Raw genomic sequence first — 19,335 nt, forward strand, 5'->3', positions numbered from 1 at the left:
GCACCCGGAGGTCATCGACGCCTACACGGACGGCTCCCTCATCGAGTTGTGGGACACGCTGTCCAAGGGCCACAGGTCCTCCCCCTACGGACTTCGCCCCGAGGAGGCCGCCGTGCTGGCCCTCCTCAAGCGCCGGGCCGCGGCTCAGAAACGAAAGAGCAGGCGCGGAGCCGCCTGAGCCCGCAGCCGGCCAGGGCGGTCCGGGGCCGCTGCTAGCCTTCGCGCATGACCACGCTCGCCGGCGACTGCGCGCTGCAGACGTCAGTCCGTGTGTCTCTGCCTCTGGACCTGCGGCTCTCGCTGTCCGCGCTGAGGCACGGGCCGGGCGATCCGACCATCCGGCTGGACTCGTCCGGAGTGTGGCGCGCCACGAGGATGCAGTCCGGACCGGCCACGATGCACCTAAGCCAGCGCGGCTCGGAGGTGGACGTCCGGGCCTGGGGGCCGGGAGCGGCGGAGGCTCTGGACTCGGCTCCCGCGCTCGTGGGGGCCCGGGACGACCTCGGCGGGTGGAACCCCCGCGCCCACCCGCTGGTGCATGAGCTGCACCGCCGTATGGAGGGGATGCGGATGATCTCGAGCGGGCGCGTCCTGGAGGCAGCCGTACCTGCCGTCATCGAACAGAAGGTGACGTCGCACGAAGCGCATGCCGCGTGGCGGCGCATGGTCATGGCGTGGGGAGACCCGGCTCCGGGACCGGGCGAGCTCAAGCTGATGCCGAGCCCGGAGATGCTGGGGGCCCAGCCCTACTGGGCCTTCCACCGCCACGGCGTCGAGCGCAGGAGAGCCGACGTTATCCGCAGCCTCGCCGCTCGCAGCCGTCGGGTTGAAGAAGCGGCGATCATGCCGAAGCCGCAGGCGCGGGGGCGTCTGGAGGCCTTTTCCGGCGTCGGCCCGTGGACGTCGGCCGAGGTGGCACGGGTGTGCTGGGGCGACGCCGACGCAGTTAGCGTCGGGGACTACCACGTCGGGCCGGTGGTCGTGTACGCGCTGACGGGACGCCGGGGAGGCGACGACGACGCGATGCTGGAGCTGCTCGAGCCCTTCCGGCCGCATTCGGCTCGCGCGGCGAACCTCATCATGCTCGGCGGCCCGCGGCCCCCGAGAAGGGCCCCCAAGGCACGGCTCCGGGACTTCCGGCAGTTCTAGGGCTGCTCGGGACCCGTAGGGCCTGCAGCCGGGTCCAGGGGGTCCGGCGGCATCCCGTGCCTGTCGATGTACAGGATCGCCAGGGCGGCGACCCTGTCGTAGCTGTCGATTCCCAGCGGCTCCCCGATCCCCTTGAGGTACGTGTCATAGACCGCCCGGTGCGCGACCGCCTCGCGCTTGACGGTCCGCCTGTAGTGCGCCGAGATCGCGACGTGGTCGCGCAGGACGCCCGGGTGCAGCGACGAGGAGTCGCGGCCGAACTCCAGCCAGAGATCCAGCCAGCCTGAGTACCGCACCTCCGGCCGCTGCGACACCCAGGCCGTCAGGATCCCGACGAAGCTGGCGTCGTCCTCCGCCGCGAAACCCGCGAGGTGCGCGCGCTCGTGGGCGGCTATGGACGGGAGCAGCCCGGGCGGCTCAGGACGGACCACCGTCGGCTCGGCGGTCAACGGCGAGTACAGGCCGGAGATCCCCCAACGTTGCAGTACCACTCCCGCGCCGGACGTCTTGGTGCGCCCGGTGGTGACGGCGGCCACGCCGGCTCGATTCAACGCACGGGCCTGCGCCTGCGCCAGGTGGCGGTCCAGGGGCCGCAGGTCCTTCGGCATCCGGACGATGCCTTTGCCGTCCTCGGGGAGCTGGGCCCGGAGGCGGCCGGTACGGGAGCCGATCATCGCGACGATCTCGTCGATGCGCTGCGGGGGGATGTCCCGGCCGCCCAGACCGAACAGCACCTCGGGGGCCGGTCGTGCGTAGTTGAGCGCGTACAGAGGCAGCGCACAGGCCCAGATCCACCCCATCAAAGCGAGAACGGCCGCAAGCACCGACACCGCCGCGCGTCTGCGGAGCCCGCCGGCGTCCCTGGCCCGCTTCCACGCCCGCCGGCCCACCGCGACGGCGGCCGGCAGGGCAAGGACCTGGCCGGTGTCGCCGACACTGAACGGAATGACGCCGGTCACGGAGGCCACGGCTCCCGCCAAGGCGGGATACACACCCCCGGAGTACGCCGACTCGACGAGATGCGGGACCCGCCTGGCCCCCGTCAGCGCCAAAAGCCCCAGGAGGCCCAGCCAGATGCCGAGGTGAAGCGGGCGCGGAACCTTGACTCGAAGCAGACGCCGTTCGGACCCGTGGACCCCTGGAGATGCGTCCGTGCCGGTCACTGGACCTGAGTGGCCGGCCGGTCATGGATCAGCCGGTGCCGGCCTTGGATGGGCTCCGGGGGCGGGACTCGAACCCGCAACCTACGGATTAACACTCTAAACCTCGGTGACCTGCGATTATGCGTTGTAACAAGGCCCTGTGACAGCAAATGTTCAGCGGCGCTCGCCGACCTCGCGCGGGCAAGGCCTCGGAAATCGGCATACCCCCCCTCAATCTGGCCTTCCCCCCACCGGCGCCAGGCTGTACAGCCGGCGAGCTCCGGGTCGAGTACTTCAACAGAGCTAGCCCGGAAGGCTCGTCACCTATGAATGTCCAGGGATCTGACGACGAGTGTCGCAGAGCGAATCTTCGCGAGCTCCACCGCAAGGCATCCCCACCACTCGATGAGCGTCCACCTCCAGAGCCATCAGGTCCGAGCGCATTGCCTCCCACAGGTTCTCCCCCCCCGCCTAGCACGGTCACCGGCCGACGGTCGGCCCCCGCGTGCTTCGCGAAGACATCAACCGTGGAGGGAGAACACGGGGATCGAGCGGCAGCTGGGATGGGAGGCACAGCCTTGGGAATGGAACGTCAGAAGACACACCGCCATCGCGGTCTGGGCGCTCGAGACTAGGCGCAAGGTCGCTGCCACCGCCGAAGTACCGAAAACAGGGGTCGCCAATGGGGGTGCGGTCCCCGGAGCATCGGTAGGCGTCACTCCGCCTGGTTGTCACGGATTCAGACCGGCAGACTCCAGTGTCGCGCTCGCGGGCTGAACCGATAGCTGCCCTCTTGGGTCGAAGATCGAAGCTGCGTGCGGTCAATAGTCAGCGGCGTCGGTAGGGTCGCGGAGTCACGATCCGCTCCAACCCCGCTGCCGAATGCTCTCGGGTGACGCGTTCGGGCTGATCTACGAGGACTTCCTACGGCCTACAGCACGGCCCTACGCCACTCAGGGTCCAGTTCAGCCCAGTCGCATCAACCGCCGAGCCGGTTGCCGAGCACCTCCTGCCAGCCGCCGCTCGGCTAAACCCTCTCTCTGGGACAGCCATACCTCGCCGGACGTCTATCGCGTTAGACCAACTAACGGCACTACTCGCGCTCACTCCGAAGGGACCCACTTGAAGAGGAACTACTTGCGCCTGCTCGCCCTTTTCGTATCTGCAGCAATGGCTTCCACCCTAGTGGTGGCCCTTCCGGCGTCTCCCGCCGCGGCAGGGCAGGGGCCGAGCCAGTGGTGCTCGGACGGAGGCAACGAGCTTCCCCTGGCGAACGACCCGATCACCGTCGGCTTTCAGGACTTCGGCCCCGGCCGCTTCTTCGTCTGCTTCAGCAGCACCCCCAACGGCAGCCCTGACACCGACGTCGTCGGAACGTTGATCTCGTTCAACGCGGGCCCCGAAGGGGTGTCGATCGGGTGCTTGTCCGACGCTGCATCAGCGGTGAAGTGCGACAACGCAAGCGCTGCCGTCACCGGCACGCAGGCCTCGGTAGGAGGCACGACCCTTGATCCGCTCAGGTCCGGGCCCCCCGGGGGGGCCTCCGGGTTCTGCAGCGACAACGCCTCGCCCAACGAGTATCCGGTCATGAACAGCCCTGCCCGCATCGGCTTTGAGAACAGCGGCCCCAACCAGTACCTGTTCTGCTACGCCACCAATACGTCAGGCGAGCAGCCGGAAGCTTCGGGCGGCGTGATCGCGGTTGCCACCGACAACGGCCAGGGCGGATTGTCGTTTCAGTGCCTGCCCGACTCCAACGCCGTCGTGAAGGTGCATTGCGACTTCGGCGCGGACAGCGCCATCCGAGACCCCTGGGGGCCAAGTCCTGGAAACACCGCAGATGCAGCGCTGTACTTCAACGGCGCCCACGCGATTGCCCGTGAGACGGGGGTGGAGGTCGGAGAGCCCAACGAAGGCGGGACATGCGCCTGGGTAGGCGGGAGCCTCGTGCTGGCGTCGTGCCCGCTGGTGTTCGTCAGCGCGACCCGCAGCACATGGGGACCCGTGGCGGTAAGTGGGACGGGCGACGCGAATGGGACGGTGGCTGCGAGCGGCACGGGAAACGCCAACGGCACGATCGCGGTCAGCGGGTCTGGATCGTCATTCGGGGGGCTTCTTGGTCTTAGCGGAACCGGCAGCGCGGGCGGAGGGATCGCGGCATCCGCGCTCGGTCCGGCCTCAGGGACCGTGGGGGCCGTCTCTGGAGAGGCCGCTCCCGCCACCACTCGGGCCGTAGAAGCGGAGCTGATCCGAGCGGCGGTTGGTTTTCTGGCTCTGAAGAACGAGCTGCTAACAGCGGCAGACTCCGTCGTCTTTGACTCAGTGACCGCTGGCACTCCTGCCAAGACCTACTCGCGAGTTCTAACCGGGCACGTCCCCAATCTTCGAGCGCTTCATGATGAGTTGGCGGGCGGGAGCTTCTTTGTCGACGAGTTCTACTGGGACGTCCTTGACACATCGGTTGTGGGTACTGCCGAGCAGACGGATGTGCGTATGCAAGTCTACGAGGCCTACCGCATCACTTCGAGCATGACAGGAAGGTCGGAGACAGTGGAGAAGGCGCTCTCCTACACCTTCTCCTTTGCCTATATCCCGTCCAGCAGCTGGGAGATGGTTTCTGCCGCCCAGCAGATGCCCGACGAGAACGAACACGACAACGGTTGGGCGCCAATTCCCGCGAACCCTGCCGACTCGATGAGCGACAGCGACCCCGTCGGAGAGGTCTTGCCTGATGAAGCCGAGGAACTTGCGAGGCAAGACCCCCTGCTGCTCCTGCCTGACATACAGTTCCCCATGACTTCATCGGCCAATCCCCAGATATGGTGCGTGTGGTGCGGCTCTCGTCGGAAGATTAATCGACAAAAGATGGTGGAGTACGCCGCCGCATATCACGGCGAGGGTGCTGGCAACTATAACCCTGCATATCGGAATTTCGATCCCACTGACTGTAACAACTTCGTTTCCCAGGCGCTCTTCGCAGGCGGTTGGACAATGGAGTTCGGGCACAAATATAGCACCGGCGCCTGGTGGTATAACTTCCAACCGGGGAGAAGCCAGTCGCGCACCTGGACGTCCACTACGCACTTGTTCACCTACTTCCACCATTCCCGTCGCGGTCGCCTGGTGAAATACTGGTCCGATCTCAGGGATGGAGACGTCGTGTTCGCGGACTGGGATAGGGATAGCTCTGTCGATCATTCGATGATTGTGGTAGGGACAGACCCGAGCGAGCCAGGAATCAAGTTGCTCTCACAGCATACGAATGATCGAGCTGCGAAGAAGCGCACAGAGCTTCCAAAGGATGGTCACTATTATGGATGGCATCTCGCTGAAGAATTCCGGTCCACTCAGTAGACGCGCCAAGTGGGTGTCTGCGGCTGCGGGAGTCTTGAGCGCGGGAGTGCTTGTCACCCCGCTCGTGTTAATCGTTTGGGAGGGAGCTAATGGGCCTCAGTCACGGCCGTCCCCTCAGGTCACGCAAAGCGCGCGTGCTGTTGTGGACTCTGTGCGCGTGGGTGGCGAGACTGTGGGCGTGACAGCCTCCGAAGTGACCGAGGCAGGAGGGAGGACGACGCTCTGCATGGAGGTCACCGATGCTCGCGGCGACAGGATTAGCAGTGCCTGTGGATTCGACGAGTTGGCGCCGAACATGAGCCCGCACCAGAGGCGCTACGACCCGGGGGTTACGTCACTCTCCAGCAACGAGTGGCTGGTCTACGGCCCGGGCCCTGCTGGGGCTCGGGAGCTTGTGTTTCGATTCGGCAGCAAGGGCCTGGGCCCGTACCCCTTGCGACGGGTTCCGAAGCTTTCCTACCTATATTTCACGGCTCTGGTTCCCGCGCAAGACCATGATGGTCCTATAGAGGTCATCTTCCTGGACAGCGGGGGGCGCGAGGTGAAGTGGAAGAAGCAGCCGGGTCCGTGAGCAGATGCGAAGGCGCCCTGTCCTAGCGCTCGAGCGCGATCTCGACGAATCCGTCCGGGGGAGTGAAGCGCAGGTGGCCCGTCTTGGTTTCATCCACGGTCCAGCCCTGGTTCCGGGCTTCCTTGGCGATCTCGCGGATGTTCATGTTGCGCCTTTCGTTGATCGGTGTCAACAGATATTGGCCAGGTACTAGTGACAGCGTCAACAGTTAGCGCCAACCAGAAGGTTGCAGGAGTCACACCCGTGTGATTTACTGGCTCGCAGTTCGGGCAGTGCGAGTGTCCAAGACTCGGTGAGGACACCTCGCCGGGTCTTTCCATATGTGAAGAGCAGGAGCGCCGACCTGCACCTTCACCCGCAGGACCAGGCCAAGACGTTGCGAATCAGCAGCGCTCGTGACTCCGTAGGGGGCAAAAGTGTCCCAGCCTCATGCAGTCGCGGCGGTGCAGCGAGCTGGGCTACTTCCGGCCGTCCAAGGACAAGGAAGCCTCCTCCTCGATGCCCCTGAAGAAGCTTGATTGCCAACCCCCGCCCGGATCACCTTCCACGCCCGGACCCATTCGTTCGGTCTCCAGACCTCAAGGGGCAGGGATCTTCCGAAGCCGTCTGAGGATTTAGGCATGCCTCCCATCGGAAGTCACTTTCGCCGTCACCTGCGCACCCCTGTCCAGCCTGTCGGCCAGCTCCTGGTCCAGCGTGTCGATCAGGTGTCCGTAGCGATCCAGGGTGAAGGCAGCCGAGTGGTGACCAAGCCGTTCCTGAAGGACCTTCGGATGAGCTCCTGCGGCGATGGCGAGGGCGGCCGCGGTGTGTCTCAGGTCATGGAATCGCAATCCCTGAAGGCCCGCTGCTGCCACGACAGGGCGCCAGACCCGCTTTCGAAACCAGGATGGCCGGACCTCCTTGCCCCTGTATCGGAAAAGGAAGTCACCTGGATCAGCATCCGGGTCGATGCCCCTGGCCAACTCGTCCACGACGAACTTCGGGAGGTTGACGCAGCGTCGGCTGTAACGGCCCTTTGGGGGTCCAACCAGAAGCCGCCCTCCCACTTCACTCAGCGTGCGATTGACGGTCACTCTCCTGCGGAGGAAGTCCACATCCCGAAGCTGCAGCCCGCATACCTCTCCGATACGCAACCCCCCGTAGGCGGCGAGCAGGACGAATCCTCTCCACTCCCCTGCCGAATTCGCCAGGCTCATGACCTCCTCGGCCGCGCAGAACCTCATGGTCGAAGGCGTCACTGGTGAAGTTATCCGCGAGCTCGGGTTTCGTGAGATGCGGCCGTCATCGAGAGCCGCGTTCAATAGACGTCGCAGAAGACGCAGCACAGCGGCCCTTGTGGGGGCACCAACGCCTCGTGCATCCAAGGCTTGCATATACGACTGCACGTCCAGCCTCGTGATGCTCGCCAGGGGACGGGTCGAGAGGACCGGCTCCAGATGACACCGCCACAGGACCGCGTACTGCCGTTGCGTCGAAGGCCGCAGGTGACCCGAGCAAGCCTGGAAGTGGTTCCAGAACTCCCCTAGCGTCATCTTTCCGGCCGAGGGATCAATGAATTCCCCCGACTCCACCTGGGCCTCACAACGCCGAACATGCGCCGTGGCCAGGTCTTTCCTTCGAAAGGTCTTCGAGTGCTGTCGGCCATGGGCGTCCCGCCAGCAGGCGGTCCAGCCATTGCCTCGACGCCTAACCCAACCCACGGCAGCCCTCCCTAGGGGTTCAACCACACGGGAATGAACCCTGGTCGTCCTGTGTGCTTCTCGTAGGCGGCCTGCAGCGCTGCCGAAAGATTGACGTCGCTCCTTCGGATGTCAGCACCGCACCCGCACCGGAAATCATGAGTGAATGCCGGAAGCCCCCCTTTGGGGTTGCGGGGCTCCCGTCGTTCATATCCGGCGGCAGAAGTGGATTTGCCCCGGTGCCGTACGGGCCCGAACAGCTCCAGCTCCTCCGGCATCGGTCCGCGGACAATGGGGATTGGGACCGGCGACCGGCCCCTCGATTCACGGGCCTCTTGGAGAAACAGGCCGCCGTCTAGGTCCTCCACCGTGCAGGACCAAATTTTGCGGCCGCAGTTCCCGCAGAGCATTTGGAAGCCCTGAGTGCCGAAGTGCCCGTCCATGCCGAGAACGTAGGACTGTCTGCCGACAGTCCGGGCCGAGAGTCCGAATTTGGGAAGTGACTGACGGCAACCCGCTGTACGGTTGAGTCGCAGTCAGCACGCATGGGTGCGATCGTGCAGCGTCACGTCTCGCGAGGGCGTCGGGCCACCCCAACCCAAACCCCGGCACTGGTGCCTCTAAGCGGAGGTGCTGGTGACCGGGGTCCGGGAGGCTCGATGAAACAGCTCCTCACCGTGGACGAGGTAGCCCAACTGCTGGGCGTCCACCGCGCAACGATCTACCGCTGGGCGGAGACAGGTGTCCTGCCGGCTATCAAGGTCGGATCCGCTCTGCTCCGTTTTGACCCAGATGTCCTGCAGGACTGGCTGCGGACTACCCCCGCCGAGCGGGAACGGCAGGCCAGGGCATCGAAGCCCGGGGGAGCCCGGTGAGCCACGTGCGGCCACCAAGTGAAGGGGCGTCCTCCACCCCCGCCGAAGACTTCCTCAGGACGATCGTCGCGCCCGCACAGGGCCAGACGGTGGAGATCAGAGCCTTTGAGAAGCCCGGGGGCAGGATCCTTCGGCGCTTCTTCGCCGCCACGCAGGAAGCCGCCGACTACGCGCTGTCTCTGCGCGACCGGGCCGATGTCTACTACGGGATCTGCCCGCGCGACGGGGAGCAGGGCACCGCCCAGGCGATCAGCCGGGCCAACTGCGTCTGGCTCGACCTCGACGCGGGGAAGGGCTACGACCTCCAGCAGCGCCGCGACCAGGTGGCGAAGATGGAGACCCAGCCGAGCGTCCTGGTCGAGAGCGGGCGCGGGCTGCACGCCTACTGGCTGCTGGACTCGCCCGCCACCACGAAGGACGAGCTGGCCCGGGCGCAGGCGATCATGCGCTCGATGAGCCAGCGGTTCGCCTGCGACACGACGGCCGACCTGCCGCGCATCTTCCGGGTGCCGGGCACGTTCAACCACAAGGTCGACCCGCCCGCGCCGGTGCAGGTCGCCACGGCCATCAACGAGAGGACCAGCCTTGCGCGGCTGGAGCTGTGGGTGGGTGCCGAGTGGTCCGGCGCCGAGTCGGCGGAACGGCGAATGGAGATTGAAGACGCTCGCCCCGACTTCATCCTCCACATCGAGCGCGGGATCCCGGCCGGGGGCGACGGGATCTTCAACGGCCGCAACGCCGCGATGTTCCGCTGGGGCTGTTGGATGCGCGACCTAGGCGTCCCGCTGCAGTACGCCATGTTCCTGGCCGAGGCGATCAACCAGAGCCACCAGCCGCCGCTGGCCCAGCCTGAGCTACACCGCACGATCAGAAGCGCCTACCTCTACGAGCGCAACGGCGCCAGCGAGATCACCCTCGGGGAAGCCAGTGGCCCCGTCCCCTCCGCATCCCCCGAGGGCGAGCCGGGTCTTCTTCCAGAAACTCTTCAACCACCATCAACGGGTCGGACTAACCACGGACGTCTCCAGCCCCTTCGGATAAAGCTGCTTGGGGACTTTGGGGACTCTCAGCCTCCGGACTGGCTCTGGGCGCCGTACCTACCCAGGGGGCGCTTCGTCATGTTGGACGGCGAGGGAGGAATCGGGAAGGGGCTCTTTCTCGCCTACATAGCAGCTAAGTTCGCATCCTCGGACCCGGTGCTCTGGCTAGCAGCCGAGGACGATCCACAAGATGACATCAAGCAACGAATCACGGCTGCAGCAGAGATGCTGAACGTCCCTGTGCCGCACGCGGAAGTTGCTTTCCTCGACGAATTTGTCCAGTTCAACGGTTCGGCGGGAGAAGACGAGGAATTCGTTCGGTTGGAACAGCAGATGAAGGAGGGAGGGTACAAAATCCTCGTGCTGGACCCTGGTCGTAGCTTCATTCGCGCCCGAAAGGGCGCCCGAGACTTCAGTCATAACAACGAAGCGGACGTGCGACCAACGCTAGAGCGGTTGACTCGTCTGGCGAAGACGACCGGAGCCACCGTCCTGTTTGTGCACCACTGGAACAAGAGCGCTGGCCAGAGCGTCAGGAACAGAGCTACTGGATCAGGGGCCTACACGCAGGTCCCTCGCCACGTGCTCAGCATGAGTTTCAACGCAGACACGGGGGAGGGAGCGCTCGGAATCAGTAAGTCCAACATCGCCGCTGCAGCCCGGCCGCTTAGCTACACGCTCGCTGAGGTAGACGGAGTACCCGTCTTTTCTCCGGGGGCCCTGCGGCCTGAACCGTCGATGGATTCCTGGGAGCGTGGAAAGGGATCCTCGGCCGCGATTCACCTGGATGCCTTTGAACACGCTCTGCTGTGGGCAAGCCCGAAACTGCAGCCGGGACACGTGTTCCCAAATCGATCAGCACTGGCGAAGCAGCTCGGAATTTCGGAGAACCGGGCAAAAGAGGCTCTCGCAAAACTCAAGCGTGAGGGGTACGTCAGCGGCGGCAAGGGCCCCACTGACCCCCTGCGTTGGACCGGTAAGCCGACCTCCTCTCCTCAGGATGATTGAGCGGCTGGAGCATCGAGAGAAGGTGGTGGAGTCACCACCTAAACCCGCAGGTCAGCAGGTGGTGGTGCTGTATCCCTAAAGAAGAATGGACTTCGCCACCATCGACCTCCAGCTGCCATCAGGACCTAAATCTCCACACACGTCCCAGCATCCATCACCCAACCTGTTCGATCCGCTGCCACCGAAAGAGTGCCTCCAGGAACTGGCTCTCCCTCGCAGTCCACGAATGCCTCCTTGCTGAGTGCCATTGCCAGCGACCTGCTCTCGTAGCGCATGGCGCGAGTCCCATTCTGAGACGTGAAGGACGTTCCGCGGCCCGGCGTCGGCCGGCAGAAAGGCTTCGTAGGGGTCGATGGGGTTGTTGCCACAGCGCTGATAGATGATTCCATGAGCATTGTTGCCATCGAATTGCACGGAGAACCGGAATTGCCTGCCGCAACTCCCATAGTCTTCGAAGATTTCGTCCCGACCCCGTACGGGGTCGCCCAGAGCACGACGAAAGTCCGCTCGGGTGCCACCCAGCCTTGGATGTTGTCCGGTCGAAGCACCTGTCGAATCAGCCGCAATAGGGACTGGCGTTGCTGAGGGCGCCGCATGGGTGCGCTCCGGCGTCAGCCTTGGTGACTCCATCGTCGGCCGCACTGGAGGTGAGGGCGTTCTCGACCTTACGGACGGGACCGCGGTCACCGTCGGGGTCGGAGCGGATCCACCTGTTGCGGAGAGAGACACGACAAAGGCCAAGAGACCTACCGCGCCGCCTCCGGCCAGCTTGCCGGCCCCCCACCCCGCACCTGCGAGTGCCAGAAGGACGGGACCGATTGCCAACAGAATGAGTAACGGAGCAGCGGATGAGGCTCCTTCCGTAGACGTCAGGATTAGGACTAGCGCCGCGCTGGCTGCGTAATACAAGCCCCCGACCACCTGTTTCCAAAGCGTGCCGGTCCTGAAGCCCGGCAAGCCAGTGCGCTCCGAAGGCTCAGTCACGCGCGACCTGTAGGTGCCTGTCGGACGACTACGATGACCACCCAAGCTATGTCTTCATGCGGAGACCCAGCCGTATGCCTGCTACCTACCACCGTCTGTTCCTCCCAGAGGGCCTTCTAGGTTGGGCAACTCCGCTGCTGACCATGGGCCCGGGCAGAGCTCTTGAGGTCGCGAGTAGGGATCGCTTCCACAACGAGGCCGCCGTTACCTTGTCCGCACGACGACAGTGTCCGCCGCCTTGTCGTGAAGACCTTGCCGATTACGGTCCCAGAGTAGCCACGCGTAGACGACGGCAGAGAAGTACGGGATGAGGCCGAGGAACTCTCTGAGAAGGACGGTCCCCCAGCCAGGTTTCTCTCCCGAGGCCAATGAGGCCAGACGAGTGCCCAACAATCGCTTGCCGAATGTCTGGCCGCGCGTGGCGTGCATGAAGGGGACGTAGCTGATCCAGACGGCGAGGCTGACAAGCATCCCCACGCTCGCAAACGCGCCTGATGCGTCCCAGTACGAGGTGACAAGGCGGTCGAGCACCCAGAATGGGAGGAACGTCGTCAGGGCCGCAGCAATCGCGATCAACCCATCAAGTAACCGTGCAGCCAGTCGCTGACCGGGATCTGCCAGTGAGTTCGGTCCGCTCGGTGGCAGACCCAATTCTTGTCCTGGGGATGTTCGACCGGTCACAGGCCAACCCGTCTGGCCTCCCTCCGTAGGCGAGGACCACTCGACGACGCGTGCAACTGAGACAGCAGCAGTGGCCGATTGAACGCCCTCAACGGGAATGTCGTTACGGCATGCTGCGCACCGGGCGATCCGCCCTGTCGTGTGACGGGGGTTCCCGCAGTCGGGGCAGGGCGCCCAAGCCGCCTGCGTTGCCGGCCGCTGGAATCGCTTACCGCACTGAGCGCACTTGCCTCGTTGACGCGGTCTGAGGTCGCCAGAACCGCATTGCGGGCAAAACCGGACTGCCACGAGCGCCCTCCTCGGTGCTGTCCTAGCGAGACTACAAAGTCCCCGAGGCAGTGGGCAGGAGGCTCGTAGCCGGAGCATCGTCAGAAATCCCCTCCCCAATCCGACCCGAAGCGGTACGTTCGGTGCATGGGAGCCAAATGCCATGTGTGCAGTCACGCTGAAAGGGCGGCTATCGACCAACTGCTTGTAGCCCCTGAAGCGTCCAATCGACGCATTGCGACGCAGTACGGACTGTCGGAGGCGTCGATGCGGCGACACGCGGCCTCGCACGTGTCAGCGAAGCTACGGCTGGTCGCTGAACAGGAGTTGGCTTCCGAGGCGGGGGCTCTGCTCGATAGCGCACGCATGCTCGAGCAGCGGGCAATCAGGCTCATCGAGGAATCCGAGCAGGCAGGCGATCGACGAGCCGCGGTTGCTGCCCTGCGGGAGGCCCGCGGCTGCATCGAGCTCCAGGCGAGGATGACCGGGCAGCTGGAGGTGTCAGCGAGTGGACGAGCTGGGGTGCAAGCCACTCAGGTGAACGTGCAGGTCGACACACAGGCGCGTGACCTCGACGAGGAGCTGCGCCGAGTCCTTCGTGAGCGCCAGGAGGAGGCGGCGATGCGCGAGAGGCGGCAGACTCCGCAACTGCCTCCCCCGCTACAGCCGGAGGACGACAACTGGTGATCCGGGCGCTGGCTTCTGGCTCCGGAGCTCAAGCCTCACCGTCGACCGGACATGCGGGTGTAGCTCCCCCCCAGTCGGTACCGTTGTGCGTGACGACGGACCGGAGTCACCGAGTCGCCGCTTCAGAGCTTTGTCTGAGACTCCTCCACCAGCCTCAGGATCTCTGAGGGCCTCAAGCCGATCGTGCTGCAGATCGCAAAGAGGGCTTTCACCGACAGCCCCTTCTGTCCCCGCTCTACGAGCCCGATGTGGTTCCTATGGAGCCCGCTGCGGTGAGCCAGCGCCTCCTGAGATAGACCTTGCTTTCGGCGCTCTTCTGCGATGACCTTCCCCACCGTGACGGCTAGGGACCCGTGGTCGTCGGTGCCCGCAGTGGCCATCCGACGACTCTCGCGGCGCCCGCTATAGTGGTCTACCCACTAAAGTGGTCATCGATCGAGGTCAACGTGCCGGAAGAGACCTTTGAGCAGTACAAAGAGAGACTGCTCTCGGACCCGGACTCGGTCCGGAGAGAGTTCGAAGCGGAGCTGCTGGCCAAGCACGGCCCGGGGTGGATGGAGAAGAACCGCCGGAGGCTGGACAACGACTGGGACCGGCTCCTGGAGATGGAAGGGCTGAAGGAGCCCAGGCCCCACGCGCGCAAGGGCTCGTCTACGCGCCCTCAGCCGAAGGCCTCGCCTCAGGTCGAATTCACAGCCAGGCCCAGCGATTCGAGTCCTAAAGCAGTGCGACCGGGGCCCGAACCTGACGCAAAGACCAGTCGGGCGCCCGTAGAACCAAAGCCACCGCCCGTATCCGACCGGCCCGTGGCTGACCGCCCCTACTCGTGCCCATTTTGCAGTTCGCACGTCTCGAGCGCCTCGTCCCAGCACGTCCGGGCGCGGGTCAAGGCAGAGGACAACAAGTGGGTAACTGCGACAGCTCTGACAGGAGGCTTTATAGCGGCCTTCGCGAGAGGTGCTGGCTTCCAGGACCTTGTCACCACTGGGGCAGCTTTCTTGCTGGGCCTGACAGGCGGAGCGGTCGGTGCTGCCTTCTTTGGCATGGGCTGGGGATCGGGGATCCCTGAATGGATTAATGAGACGGCTGCCAGGTGGACCCGGAGTGACTGACCGACCAAGCCGAGGCGATCGCGCGAACCAGGGCGCGTCGAATGGCAAGGCGTGGACGGAAGAGCCTCAGGAGCTCAGGGACTGGGTTCGGAAGCTATGGGGCCAGACCGATGCCAGCGCATTCATGGCCCCGCGTTACAGGACGGCGTGGGCGATTCTGAAGTATCTCGAGAACCGACACCCCCAAGATCATCCTGTTCCCATCAGGCTGGCCGCGGTCGCTCGAGGCATCGGCCTCCGGCGCCGCACAGAGGTATTTGAGGAGGCCGTGTGGCTCCTGAAGCAGGAGCCGCGGGAAAGGCCGTACCTGTACAGGTGGCACGACCACTACATCTCATCAGAGACGATTCAGTGGTGGTACGCGCCTCGTGGGCTCAAATCCTAGAGCGGAGACGGGACGTTGAGCTCTCACAGTCAGCGAGGCGTGAGGGCCACAGCTGCGGGTGCAGGCGCCGCCGCCAAGACCCACCAGGACGCCTAGCGACTCCGAGAGGCCGGTTGAACTCCACTCTCGGAGACGCCGAGCAAAGTTCAGGAGATCGGTCAAGCACCGAAGCACTGCCCGGGTTTGGCCTTGTCGCAGGCCGGGCCCCAAGCCCGCACGTAGCTCAAAGGGACGGGTGTGGTCACAGATCGCGGAACAGCCGCTTCTGTGGTCCTGCGACGCCGGCCTGGCCTAGGAAATTGGGGCTGAAGCCGCACCAGTGTGCTTGCCTGCGCCACGGAATCGTATTGCTTCCCGGAGCACCGCCAGCCGACGCATCAACTGGTCCGCGTCACCCGGGAGGCCCAGGAACTGGCCGAACTCCTTGCGGGAGCGAAAGACCCTTCCACTCTGCAATGCCGTGAGGAGAAGCCTCACGGCAAACCGGTGGAGGAGGACAAGCATCTCTCTATCAATTGCATCGGCGCCGGCATGCACGGATCGATTCCGATGGTCCTTGAGGAACTGAAGCACATGTCTATCAACCCCAGGATCCTGATAGAGGAATAGAACGCGGTCGATCGTGTCCTCGTGGCGCATGAAGGATGTGTCTGTCAGGTATTCCAATAGGCCCCAGAGCTTCAAGAAGGCCAACTGCGGGTCGGGCAGGTCAAGAGCGGTGCAGTACCAGCTGACAGCGCGCCGCAGCTCCGCCCCGTATGAGGAAGCCCTGGCAAGCGTGCGGATCCTCGCCGTTTCCCTCTCCACCCCAGCCAGCTTGCTGCCCGAGAGGCTGAGGACGTCAGGTCGAAAGAATGGCTCGTACCAGTACGCCTGCGCAGCCGGCCTTCCTGAGAGGTGGTGCAACGTGTGGAGCGGCCCGGGCCGAATCTTGTTGAAGGGCTTGGTTTGATCGACTGCCCACTCCCGCCATCGAGGGCGGTTCAGGCTGAGGTTCCACGCGCCCCTGAGGAAGTGAAGACTGGACATTGCGGAGCGGACCGCGCTTGAGGGAGTGCGAGCTTGCACACGAACGCGCACCTTCAGGAACCGGGAGTCATCCTCCAGGTCCCGCGCCATCATGGACCCACTGACAAAGGACCGGTCGAACCGCCTAGGGATGACTTGCTGCAACGAGATGGTTACACCATCCAAACGCGCACCCTTAACTCTGGAAGCCCTCGACAAGGTGACGGTCGTATATAGAACAAAAGGATTTAGTGGTTTGCGGAGAAACTCCGCCGCAGCGCGCTTGAGTTCGCGGTCTAGGCGTTTCCCCGTCAGATCGGCGTGCTTCTCCGCCGCCGCCTTCAATCCGCTCCAGGCGATCGACTGCGCCTCATCGTCAGACACATCATCGGGTAGCTGAAGACCAGTCATGGCGACGAGGCGCAGCTCCTCCAGCGCCCAACCAGCGAAGGACACGCCCCCCTGGGGATCAATCTGTCTGGCGGCCGCCACCTCCGCAGCGAGCCACTCAAAATCAATTTGGGTCTTTCGCTTGCCCATATGCCCGCCCGATTATCCTGCCGCACATCTGCGTGAGCCCGGCTCGAGCGCGACCTTCGAGCGATTGGCGATCTCCTCAAAGCCCTACGCCCACCACCAAAGGCTCGAATCGATCCGCCAGGTGACAACCCTCCCGCGGCAAGTACCTATACGTCAGGTCTCCCCACGTTCAGCGGGCTCTCGATGAGATGCTCTCAGTACCTGGCGGACCGTGGATGCATACCATCGGCGGCCCCCGTGTCCTGTGGCCACTGCCTCAGCGTTCAGTTCGTCCGCTATAGCCCTCAGCGATAGCCCTGAGTCGCGACGCTGGCTGATCGCGGTCACTACCACAGGGGGGATAGACGGCGGTCGACCCAGCTTTACTCCCTGCGCCCTCTTCACGGCTAGGGCGTCCTTGGTTCTCTGCCCAATGATCCTTCGCTCCCACTGGGCTGCTGAGGCCATGACGTTCGCCATGAATTCGCCGGCAGGCGTGCCGAGGTCGATGCCTAGATCGAGGGCGACCAGGTTCCAACCCCTCGACTGGGCCCTGCTCATGAGGCCCGCGAAGTCAAGGAGCGAGCGGCTCAGCCTGTCCAGTTTCGAGACAACCAGCGCGTCCGCGGCCCCGCTGTCCAATTGAACCAGAGCCTTCGCAAGGGCAGGGCGCCTCGAGAGTCTTCTAGCGCTAGCGGCCGCATCCTCACAAAACTCGAGATCCCATCCGCGGCGAAGACATTCACCCGAGATGACCGCACGTTGAGCCTCCAGCCCTGCCCCAGAATCCGCTTGGTCACCCGTGGAGACCCTGACGTAGCCGATTGCAGCGACAGGCCCGCTCTGGCGGGAGCGGGCAGGAGTCTTCACGCGTCATTGTACATAAATCGAGGGTTTTATGTACGGCCGCCAGCCTAGACTCGCCAACTCAAGAGCGGTCGACCTGGCGCAGCTATGGCTCGCGGAGTGGAGGCAGACCGCCGGTTGGTGCTGCAGCGTGATCCTCTCTGCCCCTGCGGCACGCGGGAACCCCAGGTTCGCCACCCATCCCACGGCGTGCCGGCCTCGAATGACCCTCAGCAGCCTCCAGGGCCTGTGTAATCCTGGGACTAACGCAGGAAACCAAGGGAAGCAGCCACCCGCTGGAGAAGCGCGAGTGTGACCCAGGCACAGCGAGACCACACAGCCCCGTACTCCCCGCCCGTCAGGCCATAGCACGTGAGGAGTGGTCTGGTGGACCGGACCTCAACTTTCTCTTGGTGGGTACAGACTGAGCCTTCGCAGCTCCCGCGGGATGATGTATGGCTAAGGCCCGACTTCGGCGGTGAAAGGTAACTAGGAGACCTCCAAGTACGCCCTGAAGGCCGGGTGAATACAGTACCTTGCCTCGGAAGATTCACTGACTTTTCGTGCTAACACCTTGGCGCGTTCAGCCTCTTGGGCGACTTCGGGGTACTCAAATCGGCCGTGCGCGGTTTCGAGCCCCAAGAACGAAATCGCAAGCAGCCGGCCGATGACGGTCTGCACACTCTCTCCCGTGATCCCAGCCCGTTGGACAAGAGCCTCAACTTGCGCATGAGTAAGAACAGACTCTTCTCCAAGGAACTCATAGAGCACATCGCGGAGTTCCGCTACCGTGATCCCGTTCTCAACAAGCAGGGCCTCGAACGCAAACTGCGAATACGCCGCCAGACCCGCCATCACGTCTTCTGCCTCGATCCGCTCATGACGCCGATCGACGGCGGCTCTCACGGCTGCGTTCGAAAGATAGATGAGGTCACGAGGCCGATGAAGGACCTGTGCGGCAAGAAAGTCCCGAGTGGGAGCCCCCTCAACGCTCTCGCAAAAGAAGCGGGCCCACAGCTCATCAGGCGAGGTGTCTTCGGGTCGCGCCGCGAGGAATCGCTCCTCCAGGACGCGAAGTAGAACTTCAGGGTCGTTCCAAGAAACCACAGTTGCGGGGATCTTGTCGGGTTCGCGCGCATGACTCAACACCTTCGAGAAGATGTCGCTTCTCAGAAACGTGGCCACGGTCAGATTGATCCGCTCTCGCCAATAGTCCTCCTTAGAGAAGTCGACCGCGACCCGCCCAACTGCGCCGAGAAGACCGAGCAACAGCTTCGCCAGGATGTCGAGATCGCTACCCCGCTCCCATCCCTTGTCGAGGTTGTCGATAAGAACGGCAACGCGGTGCCGGCTCTTCAGGACGGGCCCAAGCCGCGACCGTAGTGCGGAGATTGCCTTCGCATGCAACGCCTCGGTAAGAAAGTCCCGGCCTGCGCTTTCCGAATCGCTCGGCATAGTCTCCAGCGCCCCGAGAGTGCGCTCGAAACGTTCGCCGAAGTCACCGCGGAGACCAAACTCCACTTTGTCGACAAGCGACAAGAGAGCCTTCTCGTCCTCCGTGTATGGGATACCCGCCGCGCGCCCCTCGATTACTTCCACAACGCGATTCGCGATCTCAGACGTGAGCAAGAACTTCCAAAGCGCCTCAACAAAGTAGTGCTGGAGGCTCACTGGGAGGCGGTTCAAGAGCGCCACCAGACTCGAGAATTCATACGACGCCGGCTTGATCACCACTGTAAGATTCCGAGGATCCTCTGACAACCGCGCCGCGGCCTGTAGCATGTTCGCAGTCTTACCAGTCCCTTTGCGGCCGACGAACAATGTATTCCTCACGGACAGCACATCGTCGAAAGCCGACGTCTCCACAAAGTAGTCGCTCAACGACTCGATCTCGTTCTCGGCCACGTGCTCCCCGAAGCGGAGCGTTCGCAGCTCGGTCGCGAGCCTGATCCGCGGCGCCCGGGCGCCAGATCGTGGCTGAAGATTCTGATCCCGTAGCCACTGATCTACATGGTCTCCGGCCTC

Annotated in this window: 15 protein-coding genes; 6 read left to right on the top strand and 9 right to left on the bottom strand. The window is 64.2% G+C overall.

Annotation, left to right across the window (positions count from 1 at the left end; genetic code table 11):
* Positions 1 to 225: 225 nt before the first annotated feature.
* Entirely contained in the window at positions 226 to 1,149 is a 924-nt protein-coding gene (locus tag VNE62_01235) for a DNA-3-methyladenine glycosylase 2 family protein (GenBank protein ID HVE90912.1), read from the top strand.
* Here the strand turns inward: VNE62_01235 and VNE62_01240 are convergent.
* Positions 1,146 to 2,312, bottom strand: a complete 1,167-nt coding sequence (locus tag VNE62_01240; GenBank protein HVE90913.1) for a DUF3810 family protein — start codon at positions 2,310 to 2,312, stop codon at positions 1,146 to 1,148. The two genes, VNE62_01235 and VNE62_01240, sit on opposite strands and share 4 nt — an antisense overlap.
* 1,274 nt (positions 2,313 to 3,586) lie before the next feature.
* Positions 3,587 to 3,898 carry a hypothetical protein gene (locus VNE62_01245; protein ID HVE90914.1) on the bottom strand — a complete coding sequence of 104 codons (312 nt, stop codon included), beginning with the start codon at positions 3,896 to 3,898 and terminating at the stop codon, positions 3,587 to 3,589.
* On the opposite strand from VNE62_01245, the gene VNE62_01250 reads away from it, so the two are divergent.
* Both VNE62_01250 and VNE62_01255 read left to right on the top strand, forming a co-directional pair.
* Positions 3,879 to 5,645, top strand: a complete 1,767-nt coding sequence (locus VNE62_01250; GenBank protein ID HVE90915.1) for an amidase domain-containing protein — start codon at positions 3,879 to 3,881, stop codon at positions 5,643 to 5,645. The two genes, VNE62_01245 and VNE62_01250, sit on opposite strands and share 20 nt — an antisense overlap.
* 157 nt (positions 5,646 to 5,802) lie before the next feature.
* Positions 5,803 to 6,216, top strand: a complete 414-nt coding sequence (locus tag VNE62_01255; protein HVE90916.1) for a hypothetical protein — start codon at positions 5,803 to 5,805, stop codon at positions 6,214 to 6,216.
* A gap of 22 nt (positions 6,217 to 6,238) precedes the next feature.
* Here VNE62_01255 and VNE62_01260 read toward each other — a convergent pair whose 3' ends face one another.
* On the bottom strand, positions 6,239 to 6,388 hold the full coding sequence (locus VNE62_01260; protein HVE90917.1) for a hypothetical protein: 150 nt from the start codon (positions 6,386 to 6,388) through the stop codon (positions 6,239 to 6,241).
* 442 nt (positions 6,389 to 6,830) lie between these two features.
* On the bottom strand, positions 6,831 to 7,442 hold the full coding sequence (locus VNE62_01265) for a site-specific integrase (protein HVE90918.1): 612 nt from the start codon (positions 7,440 to 7,442) through the stop codon (positions 6,831 to 6,833).
* Positions 7,443 to 8,557: 1,115 nt separating this feature from the next.
* On the opposite strand from VNE62_01265, the gene VNE62_01270 reads away from it, so the two are divergent.
* Positions 8,558 to 8,773, top strand: coding sequence for a helix-turn-helix domain-containing protein (locus VNE62_01270; protein ID HVE90919.1), 216 nt, complete (start codon positions 8,558 to 8,560; stop codon positions 8,771 to 8,773).
* Positions 8,770 to 10,821 carry an AAA family ATPase gene (locus VNE62_01275; protein ID HVE90920.1) on the top strand — a complete coding sequence of 684 codons (2,052 nt, stop codon included), beginning with the start codon at positions 8,770 to 8,772 and terminating at the stop codon, positions 10,819 to 10,821. The genes VNE62_01270 and VNE62_01275 overlap by 4 nt, the downstream gene beginning before the upstream one ends.
* Positions 10,822 to 12,009: 1,188 nt before the next feature.
* Here VNE62_01275 and VNE62_01280 read toward each other — a convergent pair.
* Positions 12,010 to 12,918: an RDD family protein gene (locus VNE62_01280; GenBank protein ID HVE90921.1), complete on the bottom strand. Its 909-nt coding sequence runs from the start codon at positions 12,916 to 12,918 to the stop codon at positions 12,010 to 12,012.
* A 102-nt stretch (positions 12,919 to 13,020) separates the two neighbouring features.
* Between VNE62_01280 and VNE62_01285 the strand changes: the two genes are divergently transcribed.
* Positions 13,021 to 13,440 (top strand): hypothetical protein, encoded by a 420-nt coding sequence (locus VNE62_01285; GenBank protein HVE90922.1) that lies wholly within the window; start codon positions 13,021 to 13,023, stop codon positions 13,438 to 13,440.
* 122 nt (positions 13,441 to 13,562) lie between these two features.
* Here the strand turns inward: VNE62_01285 and VNE62_01290 are convergent, their stop codons facing one another.
* From VNE62_01290 to VNE62_01305, 4 genes are all read right to left on the bottom strand, one after another.
* Positions 13,563 to 13,820, bottom strand: coding sequence for a helix-turn-helix transcriptional regulator (locus tag VNE62_01290; protein HVE90923.1), 258 nt, complete (start codon positions 13,818 to 13,820; stop codon positions 13,563 to 13,565).
* A gap of 1,408 nt (positions 13,821 to 15,228) precedes the next feature.
* A complete protein-coding gene (locus VNE62_01295; GenBank protein ID HVE90924.1) occupies positions 15,229 to 16,485 on the bottom strand; it encodes a hypothetical protein in 1,257 nt (418 codons plus the stop codon).
* 153 nt (positions 16,486 to 16,638) lie between these two features.
* Complete coding sequence (locus VNE62_01300) at positions 16,639 to 17,334, bottom strand: recombinase family protein (GenBank protein ID HVE90925.1); 696 nt, start codon at positions 17,332 to 17,334, stop codon at positions 16,639 to 16,641.
* Positions 17,335 to 17,799: 465 nt separating this feature from the next.
* Positions 17,800 to 19,335: hypothetical protein (locus tag VNE62_01305; GenBank protein ID HVE90926.1), on the bottom strand; the 1,536-nt coding region annotated here is incomplete at its 5' end.

The organism is Actinomycetota bacterium, assembly GCA_035536535.1.
In the GTDB taxonomy this organism is placed as follows: Bacteria; Actinomycetota; JAICYB01; order JAICYB01; family JAICYB01; genus DATLNZ01.

Excerpts from the sequence above, each read along its gene's own strand:
- VNE62_01290 (HVE90923.1), bottom strand. The coding sequence starts at position 13,820 with ATGGCCACTGCGGGCACCGACGACCACGGGTCCCTAGCCGTCACGGTG.
- VNE62_01265 (HVE90918.1), bottom strand. The coding sequence starts at position 7,442 with ATGAGGTTCTGCGCGGCCGAGGAGGTCATGAGCCTGGCGAATTCGGCA.
- VNE62_01280 (HVE90921.1), bottom strand. The coding sequence starts at position 12,918 with ATGGCATTTGGCTCCCATGCACCGAACGTACCGCTTCGGGTCGGATTG.
- VNE62_01285 (HVE90922.1), top strand. The coding sequence starts at position 13,021 with ATGCGGCGACACGCGGCCTCGCACGTGTCAGCGAAGCTACGGCTGGTC.
- VNE62_01235 (HVE90912.1), top strand. The coding sequence starts at position 226 with ATGACCACGCTCGCCGGCGACTGCGCGCTGCAGACGTCAGTCCGTGTG.
- VNE62_01270 (HVE90919.1), top strand. The coding sequence starts at position 8,558 with ATGAAACAGCTCCTCACCGTGGACGAGGTAGCCCAACTGCTGGGCGTC.
- VNE62_01250 (HVE90915.1), top strand. The coding sequence starts at position 3,879 with ATGAACAGCCCTGCCCGCATCGGCTTTGAGAACAGCGGCCCCAACCAG.
- VNE62_01245 (HVE90914.1), bottom strand. The coding sequence starts at position 3,898 with ATGCGGGCAGGGCTGTTCATGACCGGATACTCGTTGGGCGAGGCGTTG.
- VNE62_01295 (HVE90924.1), bottom strand. The coding sequence starts at position 16,485 with ATGGGCAAGCGAAAGACCCAAATTGATTTTGAGTGGCTCGCTGCGGAG.